This is a genomic window from Rhizobium sp. WSM409 (assembly GCF_057653825.1).
In genome coordinates this window covers 68,005-85,660 of sequence record NZ_JBYGKP010000002.1, presented here as the reverse complement: position 1 = coordinate 85,660, position 17,656 = coordinate 68,005, and the positions used below count along the sequence as shown (strand labels likewise).

At 59.7% G+C, this 17,656-nt stretch carries 24 protein-coding genes and 1 pseudogene; 9 read left to right on the top strand and 16 right to left on the bottom strand.

Annotation, left to right across the window (positions count from 1 at the left end):
• Window positions 1-257: 257 nt before the first annotated feature.
• Window positions 258-488 (top strand): annotated as a pseudogene (locus tag AC25BC_RS23965) (ISNCY family transposase); the annotation flags it as partial.
• Between the two features lie 6 nt (window positions 489-494).
• Here AC25BC_RS23965 and AC25BC_RS23960 read toward each other — a convergent pair.
• The 6 genes from AC25BC_RS23960 to AC25BC_RS23935 all read right to left on the bottom strand — a co-directional run bounded on the left by AC25BC_RS23960 (window position 495) and on the right by AC25BC_RS23935 (window position 5,525).
• Window positions 495-1,232, bottom strand: a complete 738-nt coding sequence (locus AC25BC_RS23960) for a hypothetical protein (protein ID WP_026157583.1) — start codon at window positions 1,230-1,232, stop codon at window positions 495-497.
• Window positions 1,233-1,611: 379 nt separating this feature from the next.
• The gene (locus AC25BC_RS23955; protein ID WP_012755590.1) at window positions 1,612-2,769 is read right to left on the bottom strand and encodes a glutathionylspermidine synthase family protein; all 1,158 of its coding nucleotides are present in this window, start codon (window positions 2,767-2,769) and stop codon (window positions 1,612-1,614) included.
• A 1-nt stretch (window position 2,770) separates the two neighbouring features.
• Window positions 2,771-3,367, bottom strand: a complete 597-nt coding sequence (locus AC25BC_RS23950) for a DUF1190 domain-containing protein (protein ID WP_012755589.1) — start codon at window positions 3,365-3,367, stop codon at window positions 2,771-2,773.
• 12 nt (window positions 3,368-3,379) lie between these two features.
• Window positions 3,380-3,781, bottom strand: a complete 402-nt coding sequence (locus AC25BC_RS23945; protein WP_003550237.1) for a DUF350 domain-containing protein — start codon at window positions 3,779-3,781, stop codon at window positions 3,380-3,382.
• Window positions 3,782-3,816: 35 nt separating this feature from the next.
• A complete protein-coding gene (locus tag AC25BC_RS23940; RefSeq protein ID WP_017996232.1) occupies window positions 3,817-4,473 on the bottom strand; it encodes a YjfK family protein in 657 nt (218 codons plus the stop codon).
• Complete coding sequence (locus AC25BC_RS23935) at window positions 4,470-5,525, bottom strand: ion channel (RefSeq protein WP_017996233.1); 1,056 nt, start codon at window positions 5,523-5,525, stop codon at window positions 4,470-4,472. Before AC25BC_RS23935 ends, AC25BC_RS23940 begins: the two co-directional genes overlap by 4 nt.
• A 103-nt stretch (window positions 5,526-5,628) precedes the next feature.
• Between AC25BC_RS23935 and AC25BC_RS23930 the strand changes: the two genes are divergently transcribed.
• From AC25BC_RS23930 to AC25BC_RS23905, 6 genes are all read left to right on the top strand, one after another.
• Window positions 5,629-6,075, top strand: coding sequence for a YjfI family protein (locus tag AC25BC_RS23930; RefSeq protein ID WP_029871137.1), 447 nt, complete (start codon window positions 5,629-5,631; stop codon window positions 6,073-6,075).
• Complete coding sequence (locus AC25BC_RS23925) at window positions 6,072-6,806, top strand: PspA/IM30 family protein (RefSeq protein ID WP_017956566.1); 735 nt, start codon at window positions 6,072-6,074, stop codon at window positions 6,804-6,806. The genes AC25BC_RS23930 and AC25BC_RS23925 overlap by 4 nt, the downstream gene beginning before the upstream one ends.
• 270 nt (window positions 6,807-7,076) lie before the next feature.
• A complete protein-coding gene (parS, locus tag AC25BC_RS23920; RefSeq protein ID WP_012755584.1) occupies window positions 7,077-7,562 on the top strand; it encodes a type II RES/Xre toxin-antitoxin system antitoxin in 486 nt (161 codons plus the stop codon).
• Window positions 7,559-8,065, top strand: coding sequence for an RES family NAD+ phosphorylase (locus AC25BC_RS23915; protein WP_017996235.1), 507 nt, complete (start codon window positions 7,559-7,561; stop codon window positions 8,063-8,065). Before parS ends, AC25BC_RS23915 begins: the two co-directional genes overlap by 4 nt.
• Before the next feature lie 109 nt (window positions 8,066-8,174).
• A complete protein-coding gene (locus AC25BC_RS23910) occupies window positions 8,175-8,432 on the top strand; it encodes a ribbon-helix-helix domain-containing protein (protein WP_003550229.1) in 258 nt (85 codons plus the stop codon).
• Window positions 8,432-8,803 (top strand): type II toxin-antitoxin system RelE/ParE family toxin, encoded by a 372-nt coding sequence (locus AC25BC_RS23905; RefSeq protein ID WP_017996236.1) that lies wholly within the window; start codon window positions 8,432-8,434, stop codon window positions 8,801-8,803. Before AC25BC_RS23910 ends, AC25BC_RS23905 begins: the two co-directional genes overlap by 1 nt.
• Window positions 8,804-9,073: 270 nt before the next feature.
• On the opposite strand, the gene AC25BC_RS23900 is transcribed toward AC25BC_RS23905, so the two are convergent.
• The 5 genes from AC25BC_RS23900 to AC25BC_RS23880 all read right to left on the bottom strand — a co-directional run bounded on the left by AC25BC_RS23900 (window position 9,074) and on the right by AC25BC_RS23880 (window position 12,722).
• A complete protein-coding gene (locus tag AC25BC_RS23900) occupies window positions 9,074-9,799 on the bottom strand; it encodes an amino acid ABC transporter ATP-binding protein (protein WP_012755581.1) in 726 nt (241 codons plus the stop codon).
• The gene (locus AC25BC_RS23895) at window positions 9,777-10,436 is read right to left on the bottom strand and encodes an amino acid ABC transporter permease (RefSeq protein ID WP_011648875.1); all 660 of its coding nucleotides are present in this window, start codon (window positions 10,434-10,436) and stop codon (window positions 9,777-9,779) included. Before AC25BC_RS23895 ends, AC25BC_RS23900 begins: the two co-directional genes overlap by 23 nt.
• Complete coding sequence (locus AC25BC_RS23890) at window positions 10,433-11,104, bottom strand: amino acid ABC transporter permease (protein ID WP_011648874.1); 672 nt, start codon at window positions 11,102-11,104, stop codon at window positions 10,433-10,435. Before AC25BC_RS23890 ends, AC25BC_RS23895 begins: the two co-directional genes overlap by 4 nt.
• A 77-nt stretch (window positions 11,105-11,181) precedes the next feature.
• Window positions 11,182-11,967, bottom strand: coding sequence for a transporter substrate-binding domain-containing protein (locus AC25BC_RS23885; RefSeq protein ID WP_128440180.1), 786 nt, complete (start codon window positions 11,965-11,967; stop codon window positions 11,182-11,184).
• Complete coding sequence (locus AC25BC_RS23880; protein ID WP_026157584.1) at window positions 11,961-12,722, bottom strand: GntR family transcriptional regulator; 762 nt, start codon at window positions 12,720-12,722, stop codon at window positions 11,961-11,963. Before AC25BC_RS23880 ends, AC25BC_RS23885 begins: the two co-directional genes overlap by 7 nt.
• A 258-nt stretch (window positions 12,723-12,980) precedes the next feature.
• Between AC25BC_RS23880 and AC25BC_RS23875 the strand changes: the two genes are divergently transcribed.
• A complete protein-coding gene (locus AC25BC_RS23875; RefSeq protein ID WP_012755578.1) occupies window positions 12,981-13,247 on the top strand; it encodes a type II toxin-antitoxin system prevent-host-death family antitoxin in 267 nt (88 codons plus the stop codon).
• Window positions 13,244-13,672, top strand: coding sequence for a type II toxin-antitoxin system VapC family toxin (locus AC25BC_RS23870; RefSeq protein WP_012755577.1), 429 nt, complete (start codon window positions 13,244-13,246; stop codon window positions 13,670-13,672). Before AC25BC_RS23875 ends, AC25BC_RS23870 begins: the two co-directional genes overlap by 4 nt.
• Before the next feature lie 36 nt (window positions 13,673-13,708).
• On the opposite strand, the gene AC25BC_RS23865 is transcribed toward AC25BC_RS23870, so the two are convergent.
• The 5 genes from AC25BC_RS23865 to AC25BC_RS23845 form a co-directional block, all read right to left on the bottom strand.
• Window positions 13,709-14,479, bottom strand: a complete 771-nt coding sequence (locus AC25BC_RS23865; protein ID WP_012755576.1) for an amino acid ABC transporter ATP-binding protein — start codon at window positions 14,477-14,479, stop codon at window positions 13,709-13,711.
• A 12-nt stretch (window positions 14,480-14,491) separates the two neighbouring features.
• Window positions 14,492-15,151, bottom strand: coding sequence for an amino acid ABC transporter permease (locus AC25BC_RS23860; protein ID WP_011648868.1), 660 nt, complete (start codon window positions 15,149-15,151; stop codon window positions 14,492-14,494).
• Window positions 15,152-15,156: 5 nt separating this feature from the next.
• Window positions 15,157-15,819 carry an amino acid ABC transporter permease gene (locus AC25BC_RS23855; RefSeq protein ID WP_017996239.1) on the bottom strand — a complete coding sequence of 221 codons (663 nt, stop codon included), beginning with the start codon at window positions 15,817-15,819 and terminating at the stop codon, window positions 15,157-15,159.
• 117 nt (window positions 15,820-15,936) lie between these two features.
• Window positions 15,937-16,776, bottom strand: a complete 840-nt coding sequence (locus AC25BC_RS23850; protein WP_128440181.1) for a transporter substrate-binding protein — start codon at window positions 16,774-16,776, stop codon at window positions 15,937-15,939.
• Between the two features lie 270 nt (window positions 16,777-17,046).
• Entirely contained in the window at window positions 17,047-17,631 is a 585-nt protein-coding gene (locus AC25BC_RS23845; protein WP_245459905.1) for a TetR/AcrR family transcriptional regulator, read from the bottom strand.
• Window positions 17,632-17,656 lie beyond the last annotated feature (25 nt).

Below are 17,656 nucleotides of genomic sequence, written 5' to 3'. Positions count from 1 at the left end.
GGTCCAGCCGGTCCGGTCGGGGGCTTGCCTCAGCGCAAGTGGACATGCCGAGTGACGCATTTGCAAATGGCTGAAGACGCGCCCAAAGTGACACTTCTACTTTGCACACAAACGGACATTCCAACTTCCCCGCCACAGTTGTGTAAGGGCTTTTAGTAATGCGACAGTTGGGCCAGTTAGAGATGCGACAGTCTCGCCTCGACGCGCTGGTCAATGCCAACCTTGGGAGCAAGGATGACGACCTCCAGTCTGGTCGAGACATGCTTTCCATCGTCGCCGAGCTGCAGGCTGGGCGGGAACAGCAGCGCAGCAAGAGCGGCCCTCGCCGCGCCGGCCAGACGGATCATATGTTCGGCATTCCCGATGGCAGCCAGGGCAATGGTTATCACAAGCGCGGCCGCAAGCCTGGTCGGCGGACGGACTTCATGAATGATCCGGAGGTGATTCCCAAAAGGCAGAAGGCGTTGATGAGGCAGCCAACGGAATGAAGTTCGTCAGTGCACGCCGATGTCGCTTTGCGTATCCGATTCCAACTGCAGGCAGGCTGCCCAAAGTGGCGTCTTGTGGAAGGATCCGTCCTGGAGAAGAGTGAGCCCCTCTCGTGCCTCATAGAGCAAGCCGAGCCAGCATAAGCGTCGAAAGACGCCGTGCTGGAGATCGGATTTCAACTTCCAGGCTTCCAGGGTTATTTCGGTGTCCGACAGAGGCGCCAGGTCTGGATAGAGGATCTCCACAACCTCCATTGACGTGCAACCTTCTCTGGCCGCGATATTGAGAAGATTGAGGAATAGGCGCCACCAGCGTAACCGCGCCCGCACCTCCTCTTCACGATCGGTTTCGTGGACATACGAGTAGAGATAATCCGTGGCGATCAGATCGAAGAAGGCTTGCGGTTTTGCCAAAAACTCCCGGCCTCGTCTAGTTGGCAGCAGCACATCCTTTTTCCGGCGAAGAAGCTTCAGGTGGCGGGTCATGTCGCGCACGACCCAAAGCGGCGGCATGTCGCTTTCATTGAGCACCTTGTTCATGCTGTAGAGGTCTTCGGCTGTGAAGCTTGGCCAGAGGAAGTGCACAGCGGCCCAATGCACGAACTTGCGGTTCATGGCGCCGGTCGCAGTCAATCCTATGCCACCCTCACCGTCAGCATAGGCAACCGAAAGGATCATCCCGCGAAGAAGTGGTGACAGCGCGGCGACGTCGATGTCACCCTGCAGCTTGATTTCTGGAAGCATCGTGCGGCTTTGATCCCTACCCTGCAACAGACAGCTGCCAATAGTACAACCGGCGACGGAACAATTGCCACTGAGAAAGCTAAAGCCGATGGGGAGCATCTCACCCGCCCCCTCCCTTCCCTTGCAACCCGGTCCAGCCGGTCCGGTCGGGGGCTTGCCTCAGCGCAAGTGGACATGCCGAGTGACGCATTTGCAAATGGCTGAAGAAGCGCCCAAAGTGACACTTCTACTTTGCACACAAACGGACATTCCAACCCTGCCGCCACACGGTCTGTAGGGGGTACATTCTATTTCCAAGTGCGACATCGCCGCTGAAACTGGGGCTGCGTCGCTCGACGATTAAAAGAAGATAGCCGCGCATGGCGCGATATACCTTCTCTTATCCGACGATGACATGCGGTACGAAACGCGACAAGTTGGCGGTTATGCGCGAGCGATCCTCGCGGACGGCAAGACCGCAGGCGCGATCACCGACGATCCAGCTGCCGAGCACGGCGAAGCCACCATCGCTTTCGAAAAGCGGAGCATAGGCCTGGACGATAAAGCCTTCGTCGCCATAATCGCCGGGGGCGGAAATCAATTCCCGGCCATCTCGGAATATCGTGACGTTCTCGCCTTCTCGCGACAGCAGTGGTTTGCGCACATAATCGCTCAAACTGGACGCCGCCGGGTCGTCTGCGAAATAGCTAGCGAGCAGGTTGGGATGATTGGGGTGGCGCTGCCAGAGCAGAGGCAGAAGCCCTTTGTTGGAAAGCACGGCCTTCCAGGCGGGCTCGACGAAAACATCACCCGAGCGCACGAGGTCGCGGGCGAACGGCTCGCGCAGCATGAATTCCCACGGATACAGCTTGAAGCAGCGGTCGATCACCCGATCCTTGAGATCGGTGTAACGGCCCTGTGCATCGATGCCGATTTCGCGGATGTCCAGAAGCTCGACGCGATGGCCGGCCTGCACTGCACAGTCCATCAGATAGACCGTCGTGCCGCGATCCTCCTCATTGTCGGTCATCGCCGCGAAGTGGAAGATCGGCTCCTTGGAAAATTGCTCGAACGCCTCGACGAGGCTTTCCTGCAAGGAATTGTACTGGTCCGCATCCTTGGGCAGGATACCCAAAGCCACCTGGTCGGTCAGCCAGTTGAACTGGAAATAGGCTGTCTCAAACACCGAAGTGGGAGTATCAGCGTTATATTCGAGCAACTTAACCGGGCCAGTGCCGTCATAAGCAAGATCGAACCGGCCGTAGAGGTGCCGGTCGCGACGCTGCCAGGAGCGCTGCACCACATCGCGCAGGTCCTCCGGAATAGCCAGCTTGTCGAGCGACTCTTCGCTTCTGACGATATCATCGACCAGATCCATGCACATGTCGTGCAGTTCCTGGCTCGGTTCTTCAATCCGTGTCTCGATCTCATCGAGCGTGAATGTATAGGCGGCATCGTCGAGCCAGTAAGGCTCGCCGTACATGACGTGAAACCCGAAGCCGACGGCGCGCGCCTTGTCAAGCCAATCAGGACGCGCCGGAAGGGTGATGCGCTTCATGTCAGCCGCCGAAACTGAACGACGAACGGCCCCCGAAGCCTTGACGGGCGACGGTGCGGGTGTTGACGTTGACCGGCTTGACACTCTGACGTGAGGGCGCAGTCACGGTGTCGTTGCGACCGCCCGAGCGAACAGTCGTTGTCACCGTTTGCCCCGAGCGATTGCGATAAATCGGCGTCGAGCCGTAGGAGCCACTCTCCTCCTGGCGCCGGCGATAATCGTAATAGCCGCCGATGTTGTTCAGTGCGGAAGACAGCATGTAGCCCGTCAGGAACGGTACGAAAAAGCTGCCGCCTCCGCCGGTATTGTTGGGGACGGCACTGGCCGACTGTTCCGTGCACTGGCCTGAGCCGTATTCGGCCTCGCAGGCGGCCATGCCGTTGAAGCGCGGCGCGGCGGCGAGATGGGCCCGCATGGCATCCTGATAGCCGGCCTGGCAGACCTGCCGGTCCATGCCGGAAGTCACGCATTGGTCGACGGAGGTGAACATTGTCTCCGAGGGAGTCTGATCGCCGCAACCGGACAGGGCCAGGGTCGAGGCAGCGATGGTGCCGAGGGCCAGGAAAGGTCGTTTGTGCCCGCTCTTACGTCTGCGCATCGTTCCCTCCCCTCAATAGGTCATGCAGGCGGCGTTGAGAATACCGATGACCAGCGCGATGCCGCCGCCCCATATGCCCGCGGCGATATCGCCGGCAGTGATCTTTTCATGCAGATCCGTCATGGTGAAATTCGCAATATAGTAAGCCAGGATCTGCGCCAGAATGCCGACCACCGCCCATATGATGTAATCGACTATGCTGACCGAATTGGCTGCGGCCGAAGCCAGCGGCAGGCTGAAACCAACAAGCGCGCCCAAGAATGCCGTGACGGCGGCAAGATTGCCTGCGCGAATGAGTTGGACTTCCTTCTGCGGCGTCAGGAATGTGTAGATCACCGCGAAAACGCCGTAAGCGGCAAGACCAACGGCGAAATAGCCGAGGAAGGCAGGCAGACCCGCCACGTAATCGAGCATTGAAAAAGTCCTCCGTTGAAATTGATAGGATCCCCTCAGACGCGGCGAACATCGGCCGGAGCGAGTCCATAGCCGATCAGAAATTCCACCGAGCTGCCTGCCTGGCTCTGTCCGAGATCGAGGTCGCGCTCGACATTGATCAAAAGCATCTCGCGCGTCGAGCCAAGCGGGCGATAATATAGCATGCAGGTCTGGTGAATGGAGCGCTGCGCCTCACCGTCGTCGACCTTCTCGACAAACTCCGCCAATGGGGTGCGTTCCGTGCCCTCGCCCCAGAAGCGGCTATAGAGGATGCCATCGGCATCGTAGCTTGGCTGACCGATCAGGCCGTCCGGCCCGGTCCAGCGGTTCCATTCGCCCTGCCCGGCAGGCACGACGCTGTCCCAGGGCTGATAAAAGCTGATGTCGTCGACATCACCCGGCTGGCCCGACGTCGACATCACCTGAATCATCCGATGGTCTTCATCGTAATAGCGCGACAGAACCGTCGCGGCATCGAGCGAAACCTCACCGTAGGCGGCAATGATGAACGGGCCGCTCCGTGGCAGCGGCATGGCCGGCTGGCCGGCCAAAGCATCGGCTTCGAGGGAGAGGAAATCGATCTCCAACGCCCCGCCGATGGCGGCGCTCAACGGGCCAAGTTCTTTGGGTAAGGGCCTTTCGTTCTTGTCTCTGCCGAACCAGCCGATCATGATACCTCTCCCATTCGAGCCCAAGCGATGGCAGCGGGATCTAGCCGCATTCCGCTGATGTAGTAAAGGGTCTCGCCGCCCCGCATCAGCGTCTCGTCCTGGCAATTGAGGTCGGTCATGCCCTGGCTCAGCATGCCCACCAGCGTCACATTATGCTGACGCTTGAGCCTTAAAAACACGTCCCCATAGAGTAGCGGCGTTTGCAAAGGCGGCACCGGCAGGGAAAACGCCGTGTCGGTGGAAGCGGCCGACAGCAGCCGTGCGGCGATTTCCGAAGAGCCCGGATCACGTGCGGAACGCGACAGCAGCTCCTCGGCGAGCGAGCCCACCGCCTCGACGCGCGGCCGGCGTTGTTTGACCATCTGTGCCGTGCGGTCGTCGGCGAAATAGGCCACGATATGGGCATTGGGCGCGTGGTCTTCGGCAATCAGCACGGCGGCCAGCGTCTCGTCGTCATTTGCACCGCGCGCGATGATCGCGCGCGCCTGGGCCACTCCGGCCCGCACCAGAGCATCGGCATCGGCAAGCCGCTCGGTTCTGATATAGTCGGCGTAATTGCTGGCGGGATTTTCCGGCAGGTCCTTGGCAACCAGAACACTCATCGGCTCGTTGGCCTGCCGTTCGGCATGCAGCAGCCGCAGCGTCTGGTATGTCTGCCCCTCTTGCCAGCCCAGGACGATGATATGGCCGGCGCGTTCGCTGTAATCACCCAATCCGCGCATGCGATTCCTCCAGATCGTACCGATATTTGTCAACAACTTGCCAAGAACAGCGGTGAAGATGGCAATGCCGCCGGGAAGAACGAACAGGACGGCAATTAATCGGCCGGCCCCCGATTTTGGAGAAAGATCGCCATAGCCGACAGTCGTTGCCGTCACCATATAGTAATAAAGAAAGTCGACCGGATTGCCGACGAGATCGGCTTCGCCGGCAAGCATGAAGAGCAGGTAAGAAGCGACCAGGTGGATCACGAGGATAACAAAAAGGGCTGACCAGGCCAATTCGCTGAGCGAGAGATATACACGCCGCATCAATGAAGCGATAAATGGCAAGCGATTCGCCCCCGTTCCCAACGCGTACCCTAGCGAAATTTATTTAGCGCACCAGATCTTTAAGTTGCAAACCGATTACCCAAATATTTTGACGTTCCAACCGATGGAGGACTTTTTGGAGACCTGGAACCTCACCACTTTAACGCGCCTGTTCGCCGCCGATCCCGACGCACTGGGCGATGTGGATGTAGCCGTACCCGAACAGGGCGACGTCATATGCGTGACTCTTAAGGAAAAGGGCGATCTCGACGTCTTCGTCGCGGTGAGCGGGGAGCGCGACATCCTCGTCAGCGCTGTTCTGGTGCCGTGCAAGGACGTGTCCAATCGAGAAGCCTTCGAACGGATGGTGCTGAAGACCCATAAGTTCGTGCCGCTCTCCAGCTTCGGCATCACCACAATCGACGGTGAGGAATGGTATGAATTGTTCGGCTCGCTGTCAGCCCGCTCGCCGGCCGAGACGGTGGTCGAGGAAGTCGCGATTCTGGCTGCCAATGCCGTCGATGCGGCACACATGATTGAAGAGTGGAAAAGCGGGGAGATTGCAGCGTGAGCACTTGGGGCAAGATTTTCACCGCCATTCGCGGCGGCATTAACGAGGCAGCGGAAGCGGCCGCCGACAGCCAGTCCATGCGCGTCCTTGATCAAGAAATCCGCGACGCTGAACAGTCGCTGCGCAGTGCGCGATCCGATCTTGCCGGCATCATGGCGTCCAACAAGAGCGTCATGCGCCGACTTGACGAAAACCGCGCCAAGGAGACCAAGGATACCGACAGCGCTCGCGCTGCGATCTCCGCGGGCCGCACGGATCTCGCTCAAGGTCTGGCTCAGCGCATTGCTAGTATCCGTGCCGAAGTGCAGCGCGACCAGGAAGAGCTCGACCGGCTGCTGCCTCGCCAGCAGCAGATGCTGCGCACGATCCAGGAGACCGAAGCGCGCATTGCTCAGATGAAGCGCGAGGTGGGGAATGTCAAAGCCAATGAGTCGCTGCTGCGCGCTCAATCGGCGATCGCCCATAGCCAGTCGGGCATCAATACCCGCCTCGGTAGCGCCGTCGAAAGTCTCGAACGCATCAAGAAACGCCAGGAAATCACTGCCGGCCGCATCGAAGCCGGTGCTGAACTGGCCGCGCTGGAAAACGGCAGCGACCTCGATCGTCAACTGCGCGAGGCCGGCATTGGCAGTTCGAGCCACTCGGCCGATGACATTCTTGCACAGCTGATGGCACCGAAACATTCGGTAGAGCCCATCTTGCTGCCAGCGCCGACCAGCAAAAAAGACTGATAATCCCGGGAGCGGCAGCCCTGCCTGCCATTGCCGCGCGCGCTTACGGAATTGGAGCGCCGCGACCCAGCCTCTGTGGGGATCGCGGCATTTCAATCCGCTGCAAGCTGCCCTTGGCAGGCGGTGCCATGTACGCCTGCCCGCTTGTTTGGCGCCGGCAGCGAGAAAGGCACGGTTCCGCGGCCGATACGCCGGATACGCCCGTCAGATCTTGAAATTTGTCGCGACACATGACATATAAAAAGCGACAGATGACGCAGGAGAAAGATCATGGCCGTCGCAGCAAAAGCACCCTCTTCAGCGGCAGGCGGTGGAGAACTGCAAAAAATCGAAGCATTGCTCGGCGGTTCGCGCATTCTGTCGCGTAGCCTGACCAATGCCCTCGACGCCCATGAGCTGCTCCTGCACGGCCTGCCTGCAACAGCACTGGATCATCTTGTCGGCACTCTCGTCGTCCTCGGCAAGAACGAGTCCCTCGAAAAGGCGGTGGGCATGAGCTTGCGCACCTGGCAGCGGCGGAAGGACACGCCTTCCAAGCCGCTCAGCCAGGAACAGAGCGGCCGCGCGTGGAAATTCGCCGAGATCCTCGCAAAGGCAACGGATATCTTCGGATCGCAAGCAGAAGCCGAACAATGGCTGGAGCGTCCGGCAGTCGGACTTGAGCAGCGCCGCCCGATCGATCTTCTCGGGACGCCCGCTGGTGTCGAGCTTGTCGAGGATCATCTCGATCGCCTGGAATACGGCGTCTATGCATGACCCTTTTGCCGATCGCGCTCGGCGGGACCGAGCTGGTCGCGTGGCGGCTCGATCAGGCTGTCCATGCGCCGACTTGGGATAGCGGAGAAGGCGCCTATCGGGTTGGCGGCCGCTGGAACAGCAAGGGGGTTCGCGCGGTCTACTGCTCGCTCGATCCCGCGACGGCGATCCTTGAAGTCGCGGTCCACAACGGGTTCCGGGCGCTCGACACCGTGGCGCACAGGATGACGGCAGCTGTCATTGCCGATGCTGGCGATATCCATGTTGTCGATCCGGGAAACGTGCCCAATCCCAACTGGTTGCGCCCGGGCATTCCCAGCGCCGGACAGCAGATCTTCGGAGACGATTTGCTTCGACAACATCGTTTCGTTGCGATCCCGAGCGCGGTCTCGCGGCATAGCTGGAACCTGATTTTTCTGGCAGGCGGTGCGACGGGCGCCTATGCGCTGAAGTTCCAGGAGTCATTTGCCCTCGATACGCGGCTGCATCCGCCCACGTCATGAACGTCTTGGAGCCACGGGGCTATTTGGAAGGGACCGAATTCAATGTCAAATATTGACATCGCGACCCGGATGCAGAACAATTTCAGGAATTTGATAAGGAGGGTGCTTCATGACCAGCAGCCTGCATGTAAGTTTGCCCGATGAAATGCGCGCCTTCGTCGATATGCGCGCCAACGGGAAGAGCCAGTACACGACGCCGAGCGAATATGTACGCGCCCTTATTCGCGAAGATATGGCACGCGAAGAAGATCGCCGCTATGCCATCCGCTCGCTGCTGCGGGCGGAAGAGGAATTCCGGCGCGGAGAGATGCTGCCCCTTTCCGCTCTGGATGCTATCGACGCGGAGCTGGATGAAGAACTGCGCTAGTGGCTCCTCGCGTTCTCATCCTGCCGACCGCCCTTGATAACTACCGTCTGGCAGTCCGCGAAACGGCGCGAAAATGGTCCACCGAACAGGCCAAAGCATATGGCCGCTTGCTGCGGGCGGGATTTGAAGGCATCCCCGAAGCCTACGCCCGCGTAAGGATAAAGAAAGACGAGCGCGCCGGGAATTCGCTCTTCCGGCTCCACAAGATAGAGCACCATTACGCCGTATACATCGTCGTTGACGACTCAACCTTCGTCATTGCCGCGGTCTTGCATGAGCGGATGGATATTCCCGCACAGCTGAGGACAATCGAACGATTGACCGACAGAGAGTATGAAGCGTTGATGGGACATCCTCGGCCGAAGTCCTGAGGACGGTCGGCCGCGATCACCGGCGGCGCGGCAGCAGATCCAGCAGCAAGCCGCGTTAGATAGGCGAGAGGCGCCCCGCTTACCGAGACCAAGCGGATAGTCGACGCGCAAACGCAGCACGCCATAAAAATGCTCGATCCGCCAAGTCGGCTATTCTCACTGCCTCCTAAAGCGTGTCGCGATCTTTCAGATTCGCTTGTCGCGCTTTAGCTCTTTGTTTTTACGCATGTCGTTGTCGCAAAACCGCTGCGCACTTTTGCGCGACATGCTTTAGTTGACCCCGAGAAATTGCTTCAACTCCGCTGTCTGCGGATTGGCAAAGACTTCCTCCGGCGGGCCTGCTTCATGGACTCGGCCCTGGTGCATGAAGACGACGCGGTTGCAGACGTCGCGGGCGAACTTCATCTCGTGCGTCACCATCAGGAGGGTCATTCCCTCGGCGGCGAGTTCGCGCACGACGGCCAGAACTTCGGCGACCAGTTCCGGATCGAGCGCGGAGGTGATTTCGTCGCAGAGAAGTGCTGTCGGCTGCATGGCGAGCGCGCGGGCGATGGCGACACGCTGCTGCTGGCCGCCCGAGAGCTCGTCCGGATAGGCGTCGAACCTGTGACCCAGCCCTACCCGCTCCAGCATCTTGCGGGCGGTCGCCTCGGCTTCGGCTTTCGGCGTCTTCTTTACCACGGTCTGCGACAGCATGACGTTGCCGCCGACGGTCAGGTGCGGGAAGAGGTTGAACTGCTGAAAGATCATGCCGACCTTGAGGCGCAGTGCCTTCAGATGCACTTCATCATCGAGGAGCTGCGCGCCGGCCACGGAGATGGAGCCGTCAGTGATGGTCTCCAGGCCGTTGATGCAGCGAAGCAGGGTCGATTTGCCCGAACCGCTCTTGCCGATAATGGCGATGACTTCGCCAGCCTCCACATCGAGATTGATGCCTTTCAGCACCTCGGTGGTGCCAAAGCTCTTGCGGACTTCAGTGATTTCGATGAGCGACATTGAGCTTCCTTTCCAGGATCTGGCTGCTTTTTGACAAAGGCCAGCAAAGGGCGAAGTAGATGAGAGCGACGAGCCCGTAGACGGTGAAGGGCTGGAAAGTGGCATTGGTGACGACCGTGCCGGCTTTCGACAATTCGACGAAACCGATGATCGAGGTCAGCGCCGTTCCCTTGACGATTTGAACGGAGAAACCGACCGTCGGCGGTATGGCGACCCTCAGCGCCTGCGGGAGGATGACATAACGCATCTGCTGCAACCGGCCCATGCCGAGGCTGGCGGAGGCTTCCCACTGACCCTTCACGACCGCTTCGACGCAGCCTCGCCAGATTTCGGCGAGGAAGGCAGCGCTCCACAAGATCAGCGCGAAACCCGCAGCAAGCCAGGCCGGCACGTCTATCCCGAAGAGGCCGAGACCGAAAAAGGCGATGAAGAGCTGCATCAGCAACGGCGTGCCCTGGAAGAGCTCGATATAATATTTCGCGACTGTCCTGAATGCCTTGCGCTTGCTGATGCGCAGGAACAGCAGCCCCAGCCCGACCACGCCGCCGCCGATGAACGAGACCAGCGAAAGCAGGATCGTCCAGCGGGTGGCGAGCAGCAGGTTGCGCAGGATGTCCCAGAGTGTGAACTCGATCATCGTGCTGCTCTCCTCGGGAAAATGAACCCGCCGACCACCGCCAGCAGCTGCCGAAGCAGGATCGCCAGCACAAGATAGATGGCTGTCGAGACGATGTAGGCCTCGAAGGCGCGGAAGGTTCGCGATTGTATGAAGTTCGCGGCAAAGGTCAGATCCTCGGCGGCGATCTGCGAGACGACTGATGAGCCGAGCATGACGATGACCACTTGCGACGACAGTGCCGGCCAGATGCGCTGCAGGGATGGCACGAGAACGACATGCCGGAAGGTTTCGAAGCGCGTCATGGCAAGGCTCTCGCCTGCCTCGAACTGGCCCTTCGGGGTTGCCTGGATGCCCGCGCGGATAATTTCGCAGCTATAGGCGCCGAGATTGACGACCATCGCGAGGTTGGCGGCCGTCAGTTCGGAAAGCTTGAAGCCGAGCGACGGAAGGCCGAAGAAGATGAAAAAGAGCTGGATCAGGAACGGCGTGTTGCGGATCAGTTCGACATAGGTCGCAACGACAGGCTTCAGCCAGGCCGGGCCGAGTGCACGCACCCAGGCACAGAAGATGCCGAGCGATATGCCGAGCACTCCGCCGATCGCGATAAGCTCCAGCGTGATCAGTATGCCCTTGATGATCTCAGGATAATATTCAAGCAGCCAGCCGAATTCGAAATGGTAACTCAAGGAATTGTCCCCTCTTGTGGCGACGGAGCGTCATGTCATCCCGCGCGGGCGCGGGATGACATCCGTGAGACCGGCCCTTAGAGATCCGACGGGAGATCGGCGCCGAGCCACTTCTGCGATATGGCGTTCAGCGCGCCATCGGTTTTTGCGGCGGCGATAATGCCGTTCACCTTCTCCAGAAGAGCTGCCTGTTCCTTGTTGAGACCGATGTAGCAGGGCGAGTTCTTGATGAGGAACTTCATCTCAGGGCGCTTGGGAGGATTTTTGGCGAGGATCGCAGCGGCCACGACGTTGCCGGTCGCGATGGTGTCGACCTGGCCGGACAGGAAGGCCGAGATGGTGCCGTTGTTGTCCTCGTAGCGCTTGATCGTCGCGTCGGCCGGCGCGATCTTCGTCAGCTCGAGATCTTCGACAGCGCCGCGCGTGACGCCGATGCTCTTGCCGGCGAGATCTTCCACCTTGGCGATCGAAACATCGGCCGGTGCGAACACGCCGTTGAAGAAGGGTGCGTAGGCCGTGGTGAAATCGATCACCTTTTCGCGCTCCGCATTCTTGCCGAGGCTTGATATGACCAGATCGACTTTGTTCGTCTGCAGATAGGGAACGCGGTTGGCGCTGGTGACCGGCACGAGCTCGGTCTTGACGCCGAGCTTTTCGGCAATGAGATTGGCCACATCGATATCGTAGCCCATCGGCGCCATATCGGTGCCGACACTACCGAAGGGCGGAAAATCCTGCGGGACGGCGACACGCAGCGTACCGCGCGCCGTGATGTCGGCAAGAGCATCGGCGTAAGACGCGGAGCCGAAGCCGAAGGTTGCAGCCAGGGTCGCGATTGCGAAGAAGACTCGTCTTGTCAGCATGTTTTAATTGCTCCTTTGAAGTTGTGGTTTTTTGGGTCTGACAGTTGGGAGACCGAGGGCACGGTCTTGCGAGGAAGTGACAGGGAACTGCGCAGTTCCGAGAGCGGATCGGGCCGTGTGGTGAGGTCGAGGCCCATTTCCACTTCGTCCAGATGTTCGATAGAGAGCTCGGCAGCTCTGACGAAATAGCCCGCTTGCATGGCCTCGAAGATGCGGCAGTGTCCGTCATGGGACTGTGCTGCATGAAATTCAGACTGATAGAGCATCGAAATGAGGATCGTCCTCGCGGTGAGATCACGGAGGATATCGACGATGATGGCGTTCCCGCTCAATTCTGCGATGCGGATGTGGAAATCGCCCATCAAATAGGTCAGGCGCTGGCGGTCGCCCGCAGCCATTGCGCTTTTTTCCTCGTTCAAATGCGCGTCGAGAGCTTCGCGTCCCTCGTTCGTCAATACGCGCATGCTGCGCAACAATCCCGCCTCGATGACGCGCCGTGCCTCATAGACCGCGATCGCCTCTTCAGCGGACGGCTCGACAACAAACCAGCCTCGTCTCGGACTGACATGCACGATACCGCGTGTTTCCAAGCGCATCATGGCTTCACGGACGCGGGTTCGAGACACGCTGAAGAGCGTTGCCAGCTGGTTTTCACTGAGACGCGTCCCAGGCCGAATCTTGGCTGAAAGAATCCCGGAGACGATCGTCTCCTCGATGGTCTTCTGCGTGGTCTCAGATGTCTGGCTATCTTGCATACAAGACAGGAAAGCAAAGCTCGTGCCAAAATTCGGCGTTCAGGACTTCCAAGATGTCTCGGATCCCTCCCCTGGAATTTGCACGCTGGGAATGCAGACTGGGCGTAATTTGAGCGCATGCCCGCAATTCCTTGCAAGCCCCAATCAGCGCCGGCCGCGCGAAACCGACGAAGCCCCTTCCCTATCGGAAGAGTTGCTTGCGGCAAGACCGGCTCGACCTATATAGTCATGTTAGTCACTATAGTCAGGATATAGCGAATGCAGCCATCACGACCAGAGGATAAAAGTTGGACCGTCGCCAGTGCGAAGGCCAAACTGTCTGAGGTTATCCAACGCGCGCAAGCAACGCCGCAAACGATCATGCGCAATGGTAAACCAAGCGTCGTCGTCGTTTCAGCCGAGGAATGGCAGCGGAAGACCGCGCGCAAGGGCACCCTCGCAGAGTTTCTGATGCAATCGCCGCTGCGGGGCGCTGATCTCGATCTCGAGCGTGAACGCGACGAACCGCGTGATCTCCAGCTGTGAGAGTTCTGCTCGACACCAATGTGCTTTCCGAGGTGACAAGGCCGCGTCCCGATGCACATGTCTTACAATGGCTGGACAGTCTCGACGAGGATCGCTCATTCATCAGCACCGTATCGATCGCGGAGATCCGGCGTGGTGTCGCATTGATGGAAAGCGGGCGAAAGCGCGACGCGCTGGCTGAATGGCTTGCCCAGGATCTGCCGCAGCGCTTCGAGCAGCGCGTCATCCCTGTGCACCAGCCGGTTGCGATAGCCTGGGGCGACCTGATGGGGCTCGCAAAGCGAAGCGGACGCGGCTTATCGTCAATGGACGGCTTAATTGGCGCCACCGCGATTGCTCACGATCTCACCCTCGCCACGCGCAATATAAAGGATTTCGAGGGCCTTGGGATCGAGCTTGTCCACCCTTGGACCGAGCGCCCGTGACGATCCACAGAGCGGACCGCCACGGGATCTTTTCGTCTAGTTGAAACTCGAGGTTTTGAGGAATTCCGCCAGCCGTTCGGTCTTCGGATGCACGAACATGTCCTTCGGATCGCCCTCCTCGCAGATGACGCCCTGGTTCATGAAGATGACGCGTGACGAAACGTCGTAGGCAAAGCGCATCTCGTGGGTGACGAGCAGCATGGTCATGCCGTCGGCGGCAAGCCCCTTGATGACCTGGAGCACTTCGCCAACCAGTTCCGGGTCGAGCGCCGAGGTCACTTCGTCGAACAGCATCAGCCTCGGCGACATGGCGATGGCACGGGCGATCGCGACGCGCTGTTGCTGGCCGCCTGAAAGCTGGCCGGGATAATGGCTCGAGCGGGCGGAAAGGCCGACACGATCGAGCCATTTTTCCGCGATGGCGCGGGCATCCGGCTTCGTCATCTTCTTCACCTTGACGAGGCCGAGCATGACATTTTCAGCGGCACTCATATGCGGGAAGAGATTGAACTGCTGAAACGCCATGCCGGTCAGCGCGCGCTGGCGTGCAATCTCCTTCTCGCTCTTGCGGCGCCGCGTTGCGCCTTCGGCGCGGTAGCCGATCTCCTCGCCGTCGAGGCTGATCGTGCCACCCTGGAATTCCTCAAGCATGTTGATGCAGCGCAGCAAGGTGGTCTTTCCGGAGCCGGACGAGCCGATGATGGAAATGACTTCGCCCTCCTCAACGGCGCAATCGACGCCCTTGAGGACTTCGTGGATGCCGTAAGTCTTACGCAGACCCTGGATGTCGAGAATGGTCTTGGCCATCGGGGGAACTCCTCAGGACGGCAGGGCGGTCTTGCGCTCGACGTATTTGCCGAAGTGCTCGATGCCGTAGTTGATGATGAAATAGAGACCACCGGCCAGGAAGTAGAACTGGAGGCTCATGAAATTGCGGGAGATGATCTCCTGCGTGCGTAGGAGAAGCTCCGCAACGCCGATGACGGAGAGCAGCGTCGAGGCTTTCACCATCTCGGCCGCCGTATTCACCCAGGCCGGCAGGCATTGGCGCATGGCCTGCGGCCACAGCACAGAGGTGAAAGTCTGGGTAAAGGTCAGGCCGATCGCCTTGGCGGCTTCGGTCTGGCCCTTCGGGATTGCCTGAAGCGCTCCGCGCACGATTTCGCCGACATGGGAGGAGCAGAAGATGGCAAGGGCGAGCACCCCGGCCGAGAACGGCCCGAGATCGAGGCCGACGGCGGCGGAGACGTAGTAGCTCGCCAGCACCAGTACGAGCACCGGCGTGCCACGGATGATATCCGTATAGGCACGCACGGCCAGCCGCAAAACAACGCCGCCATAGACGAGCGCCAAACCGACGAAAACGCCAAGTATGGAACCCGCAAGGATGGCCAGCAGGGAGATCGACACGGTCACGCCGATGCCGTTCATGATGACGTATCGGGCGATCCAGAGTTGTTCGAGAAAAGTGTGGGACATCAGGTCTATCTCGGCAGGGCCAGACTGCGCTCGACGAAGCGCATCACGGCGGCGATGAGGAAACAGGCCGCGACATAGAGCGCTGACGTCACCATCCAGGTCTCTATGACGCGGAAGCTCTCGACATTGATCTTGCGGGCAGCAAACGTCAGTTCGGGCACGGCGATGGCGGCGGCGAGCGAGGTGTCCTTGAAGAGCGAGATGATCGTCGAGGACAGTGATGGCAGCACGTTGCGCAGCATCAGCGGAGCGATGATGGAGCTGCGGATCTGCATCCCCGTCAGGCCGATGGCAAGCCCCGCTTCCGTCAACCCTCTTGGAATAGACAGCAGCCCGGCGCGGAACACTTCTGCCAGATAGGCGCCGGAATAAAGCGACAGAACCAGGACGAAGCTTTTTATCTTGTCGAGGCGCAAACCCATTTGCGGCAGCGCGAAAAAGACGAAAAGCACCAGGACGAGAATCGGCAGGTTGCGAATGACAGTGACATAAACTCGCGCCGGCACCACCGCAAAGCGGCTTTTGGAGGTCAGCGCGAAGGCCACCACAAGGCCGATCGCGGCCCCGATCAGGATCGAGATCACCGCAAGGCCGAGACTGAGCGCGAGCCCGCTCAAAAGATAATCGAAGTTGCGCCAGACGGCAGCGAAATTCAACGTGTAACCCATACGGGCCGCCCTTTCAGACCAGAGCAGGATGCCGAAAAATATGAGCGGTTTTCGGACGGCGTCATGCTTTCACTCTTTAAATGCGGAGCGGGAAACATGTCCCGCTCCGCATGGCTGTTACTTGAATTCGACCGGGAAGCCGATCTGCGGCGGCGTCAGATCTTTGCCAAACCAGGTCTTGAAGGACTTGGCGTAAAAGTCGAATTCAACGCCGGTCATGGCTTCGTGCAGGGCGGTGTTGACGAAGTTCAGCCAATCCTGATCGCCGCGCTTGACGGCGCAGGCGTAGGTCTGCGGATTCCAGCCATAGCCGGCATCTTTGTAGCGGCCCGGATTCTGCGTCATGTACCAGGCGAGCGACGACTGGTCGGTGGCGACTGCATCGGCGCGTCCCGCTTCCAGCGCCTGATAGATCAGGTCGACGGAATCGTACTGATCGACGGTCGCCTCCGGCAACGCCGCATGCACCATCGCCTCGGCATAGACGTTCTGGAGAACCGAGATGGTGACGGAGGAACCGGCCGCCTTGAGGGCTGCGTAGTCGGCATATTTTCCGTCCGCCTTGAGCATCAGTCCGACACCCTCGCGATAATAGGGAATGGTGAAGGCAACCTGCTGGGCGCGCTCGCCGGTAACGGTCATGAACTGGCAGGTAATGTCGACTTTGTCGGTGGTGATGTTCGGGATGCGGGCGTCGGAGGACTGGTTCACATATTCGATCTTCTCAGGATCGCCGAAGAGCGCCTTGGCGATGATATGGCCCATGTCGACGTCAAAGCCCTGAAGCTTGTCGTCGGCGCTTTTGAAGTGCCACGGCGCATTGGTGCTGCCGGTGCCGAGGACGAGATGGCCGCGGGCCAGCACTTCATCGAGTTTGCTGCCGTCGGCCAGCGCAGGGGTGGACAACAGAGCGGCGACGGCCAGCGACATCACGCCGGTGCGAAAGGAAATAGTCATGGCGTTCCCCTTATCATGGTTTCTATTGTTCCAGTATAATGGACGCATGTCTGTTTTACTGGAACAACGTTATCAAGTGCCATCAAGGGTGAATTGTCAATGGGCCATGCTGAAAAAACGCGCAGTGGCGCGCGTGGCGATTTTTTCGGCAGTGCAGCATTGTTCTGTTGTTTAGAGGCTCAACATCATGCCCTTCCCGCTCAGCGACCTCAGGCCATGCCGAGGGCGCAAGATGTGCTCTTTACGGCGAGCGCCTCAGGATCCGGCGCCTTACCGGTTTGCGATTGCAGCGCGGATCAGTGAACCCGCCGCCTCGCCGGCGGCTTCCATGTAGGTCGGGTCGCGATGCAACAGAACGACGGCGAACGAGCCATCGAGCAGCAGGACGATCTGCCGGGCGAGCTGCGGCGCTTCCGTCTTGATCCCGGCCGCCTCGAATGTGACCCGCAACCACGTCTCGACCCTCTTCTTGTGTTCAATCCCGACTTTCATGGCTGGATGGCCGGGCATATTGACGAGTTCCGCAGAGGTGCGCAGGAAGCCGCAGCCCTTCCATTTCGGATGGCGGGCCGCGCGGGCGAGATTGCGAAAAATGCCTTGGACCTTATCCGCCGGTTCGCCCGCCGTTTCCGCGTACCAGCGCTTGAATAGAGAGAGGTTGGGCTGATCGCGCGCCTCCAGATATGCCCCGATGAGATCGTCCTTGCTGGCGAAATGGTAGTAAAGGGTGCGTTTGGTGACGCCGGCCTCTTCAGCCACCGCATCGACGCTGACGCTTCTGATGCCCTCGTTGTAAAACAGCTTGGCGGCGGCCGAGATGATGCGTTCGCGCGTTGGAACTGCAGGTGAGATCATGCCGCTATGTATACCGACTAGTGAG

Excerpts from the sequence above, each read along its gene's own strand:
- AC25BC_RS23885 (WP_128440180.1), bottom strand. The coding sequence starts at position 11,967 with ATGCTGACAAGACGAGTCTTCTTCGCAATCGCGACCCTGGCTGCAACC.
- AC25BC_RS23895 (WP_011648875.1), bottom strand. The coding sequence starts at position 10,436 with ATGATCGAGTTCACACTCTGGGACATCCTGCGCAACCTGCTGCTCGCC.
- AC25BC_RS23880 (WP_026157584.1), bottom strand. The coding sequence starts at position 12,722 with ATGCAAGATAGCCAGACATCTGAGACCACGCAGAAGACCATCGAGGAG.
- AC25BC_RS23860 (WP_011648868.1), bottom strand. The coding sequence starts at position 15,151 with ATGTCCCACACTTTTCTCGAACAACTCTGGATCGCCCGATACGTCATC.
- AC25BC_RS23955 (WP_012755590.1), bottom strand. The coding sequence starts at position 2,769 with ATGAAGCGCATCACCCTTCCGGCGCGTCCTGATTGGCTTGACAAGGCG.
- AC25BC_RS23865 (WP_012755576.1), bottom strand. The coding sequence starts at position 14,479 with ATGGCCAAGACCATTCTCGACATCCAGGGTCTGCGTAAGACTTACGGC.
- AC25BC_RS23910 (WP_003550229.1), top strand. The coding sequence starts at position 8,175 with ATGACCAGCAGCCTGCATGTAAGTTTGCCCGATGAAATGCGCGCCTTC.
- AC25BC_RS23930 (WP_029871137.1), top strand. The coding sequence starts at position 5,629 with ATGGAGGACTTTTTGGAGACCTGGAACCTCACCACTTTAACGCGCCTG.
- AC25BC_RS23915 (WP_017996235.1), top strand. The coding sequence starts at position 7,559 with ATGACCCTTTTGCCGATCGCGCTCGGCGGGACCGAGCTGGTCGCGTGG.
- AC25BC_RS23875 (WP_012755578.1), top strand. The coding sequence starts at position 12,981 with ATGCAGCCATCACGACCAGAGGATAAAAGTTGGACCGTCGCCAGTGCG.
- parS (WP_012755584.1), top strand. The coding sequence starts at position 7,077 with ATGGCCGTCGCAGCAAAAGCACCCTCTTCAGCGGCAGGCGGTGGAGAA.
- AC25BC_RS23845 (WP_245459905.1), bottom strand. The coding sequence starts at position 17,631 with ATGATCTCACCTGCAGTTCCAACGCGCGAACGCATCATCTCGGCCGCC.
- AC25BC_RS23940 (WP_017996232.1), bottom strand. The coding sequence starts at position 4,473 with ATGATCGGCTGGTTCGGCAGAGACAAGAACGAAAGGCCCTTACCCAAA.
- AC25BC_RS23945 (WP_003550237.1), bottom strand. The coding sequence starts at position 3,781 with ATGCTCGATTACGTGGCGGGTCTGCCTGCCTTCCTCGGCTATTTCGCC.
- AC25BC_RS23950 (WP_012755589.1), bottom strand. The coding sequence starts at position 3,367 with ATGCGCAGACGTAAGAGCGGGCACAAACGACCTTTCCTGGCCCTCGGC.
- AC25BC_RS23850 (WP_128440181.1), bottom strand. The coding sequence starts at position 16,776 with ATGACTATTTCCTTTCGCACCGGCGTGATGTCGCTGGCCGTCGCCGCT.
- AC25BC_RS23900 (WP_012755581.1), bottom strand. The coding sequence starts at position 9,799 with ATGTCGCTCATCGAAATCACTGAAGTCCGCAAGAGCTTTGGCACCACC.
- AC25BC_RS23855 (WP_017996239.1), bottom strand. The coding sequence starts at position 15,819 with ATGGGTTACACGTTGAATTTCGCTGCCGTCTGGCGCAACTTCGATTAT.
- AC25BC_RS23960 (WP_026157583.1), bottom strand. The coding sequence starts at position 1,232 with ATGCTTCCAGAAATCAAGCTGCAGGGTGACATCGACGTCGCCGCGCTG.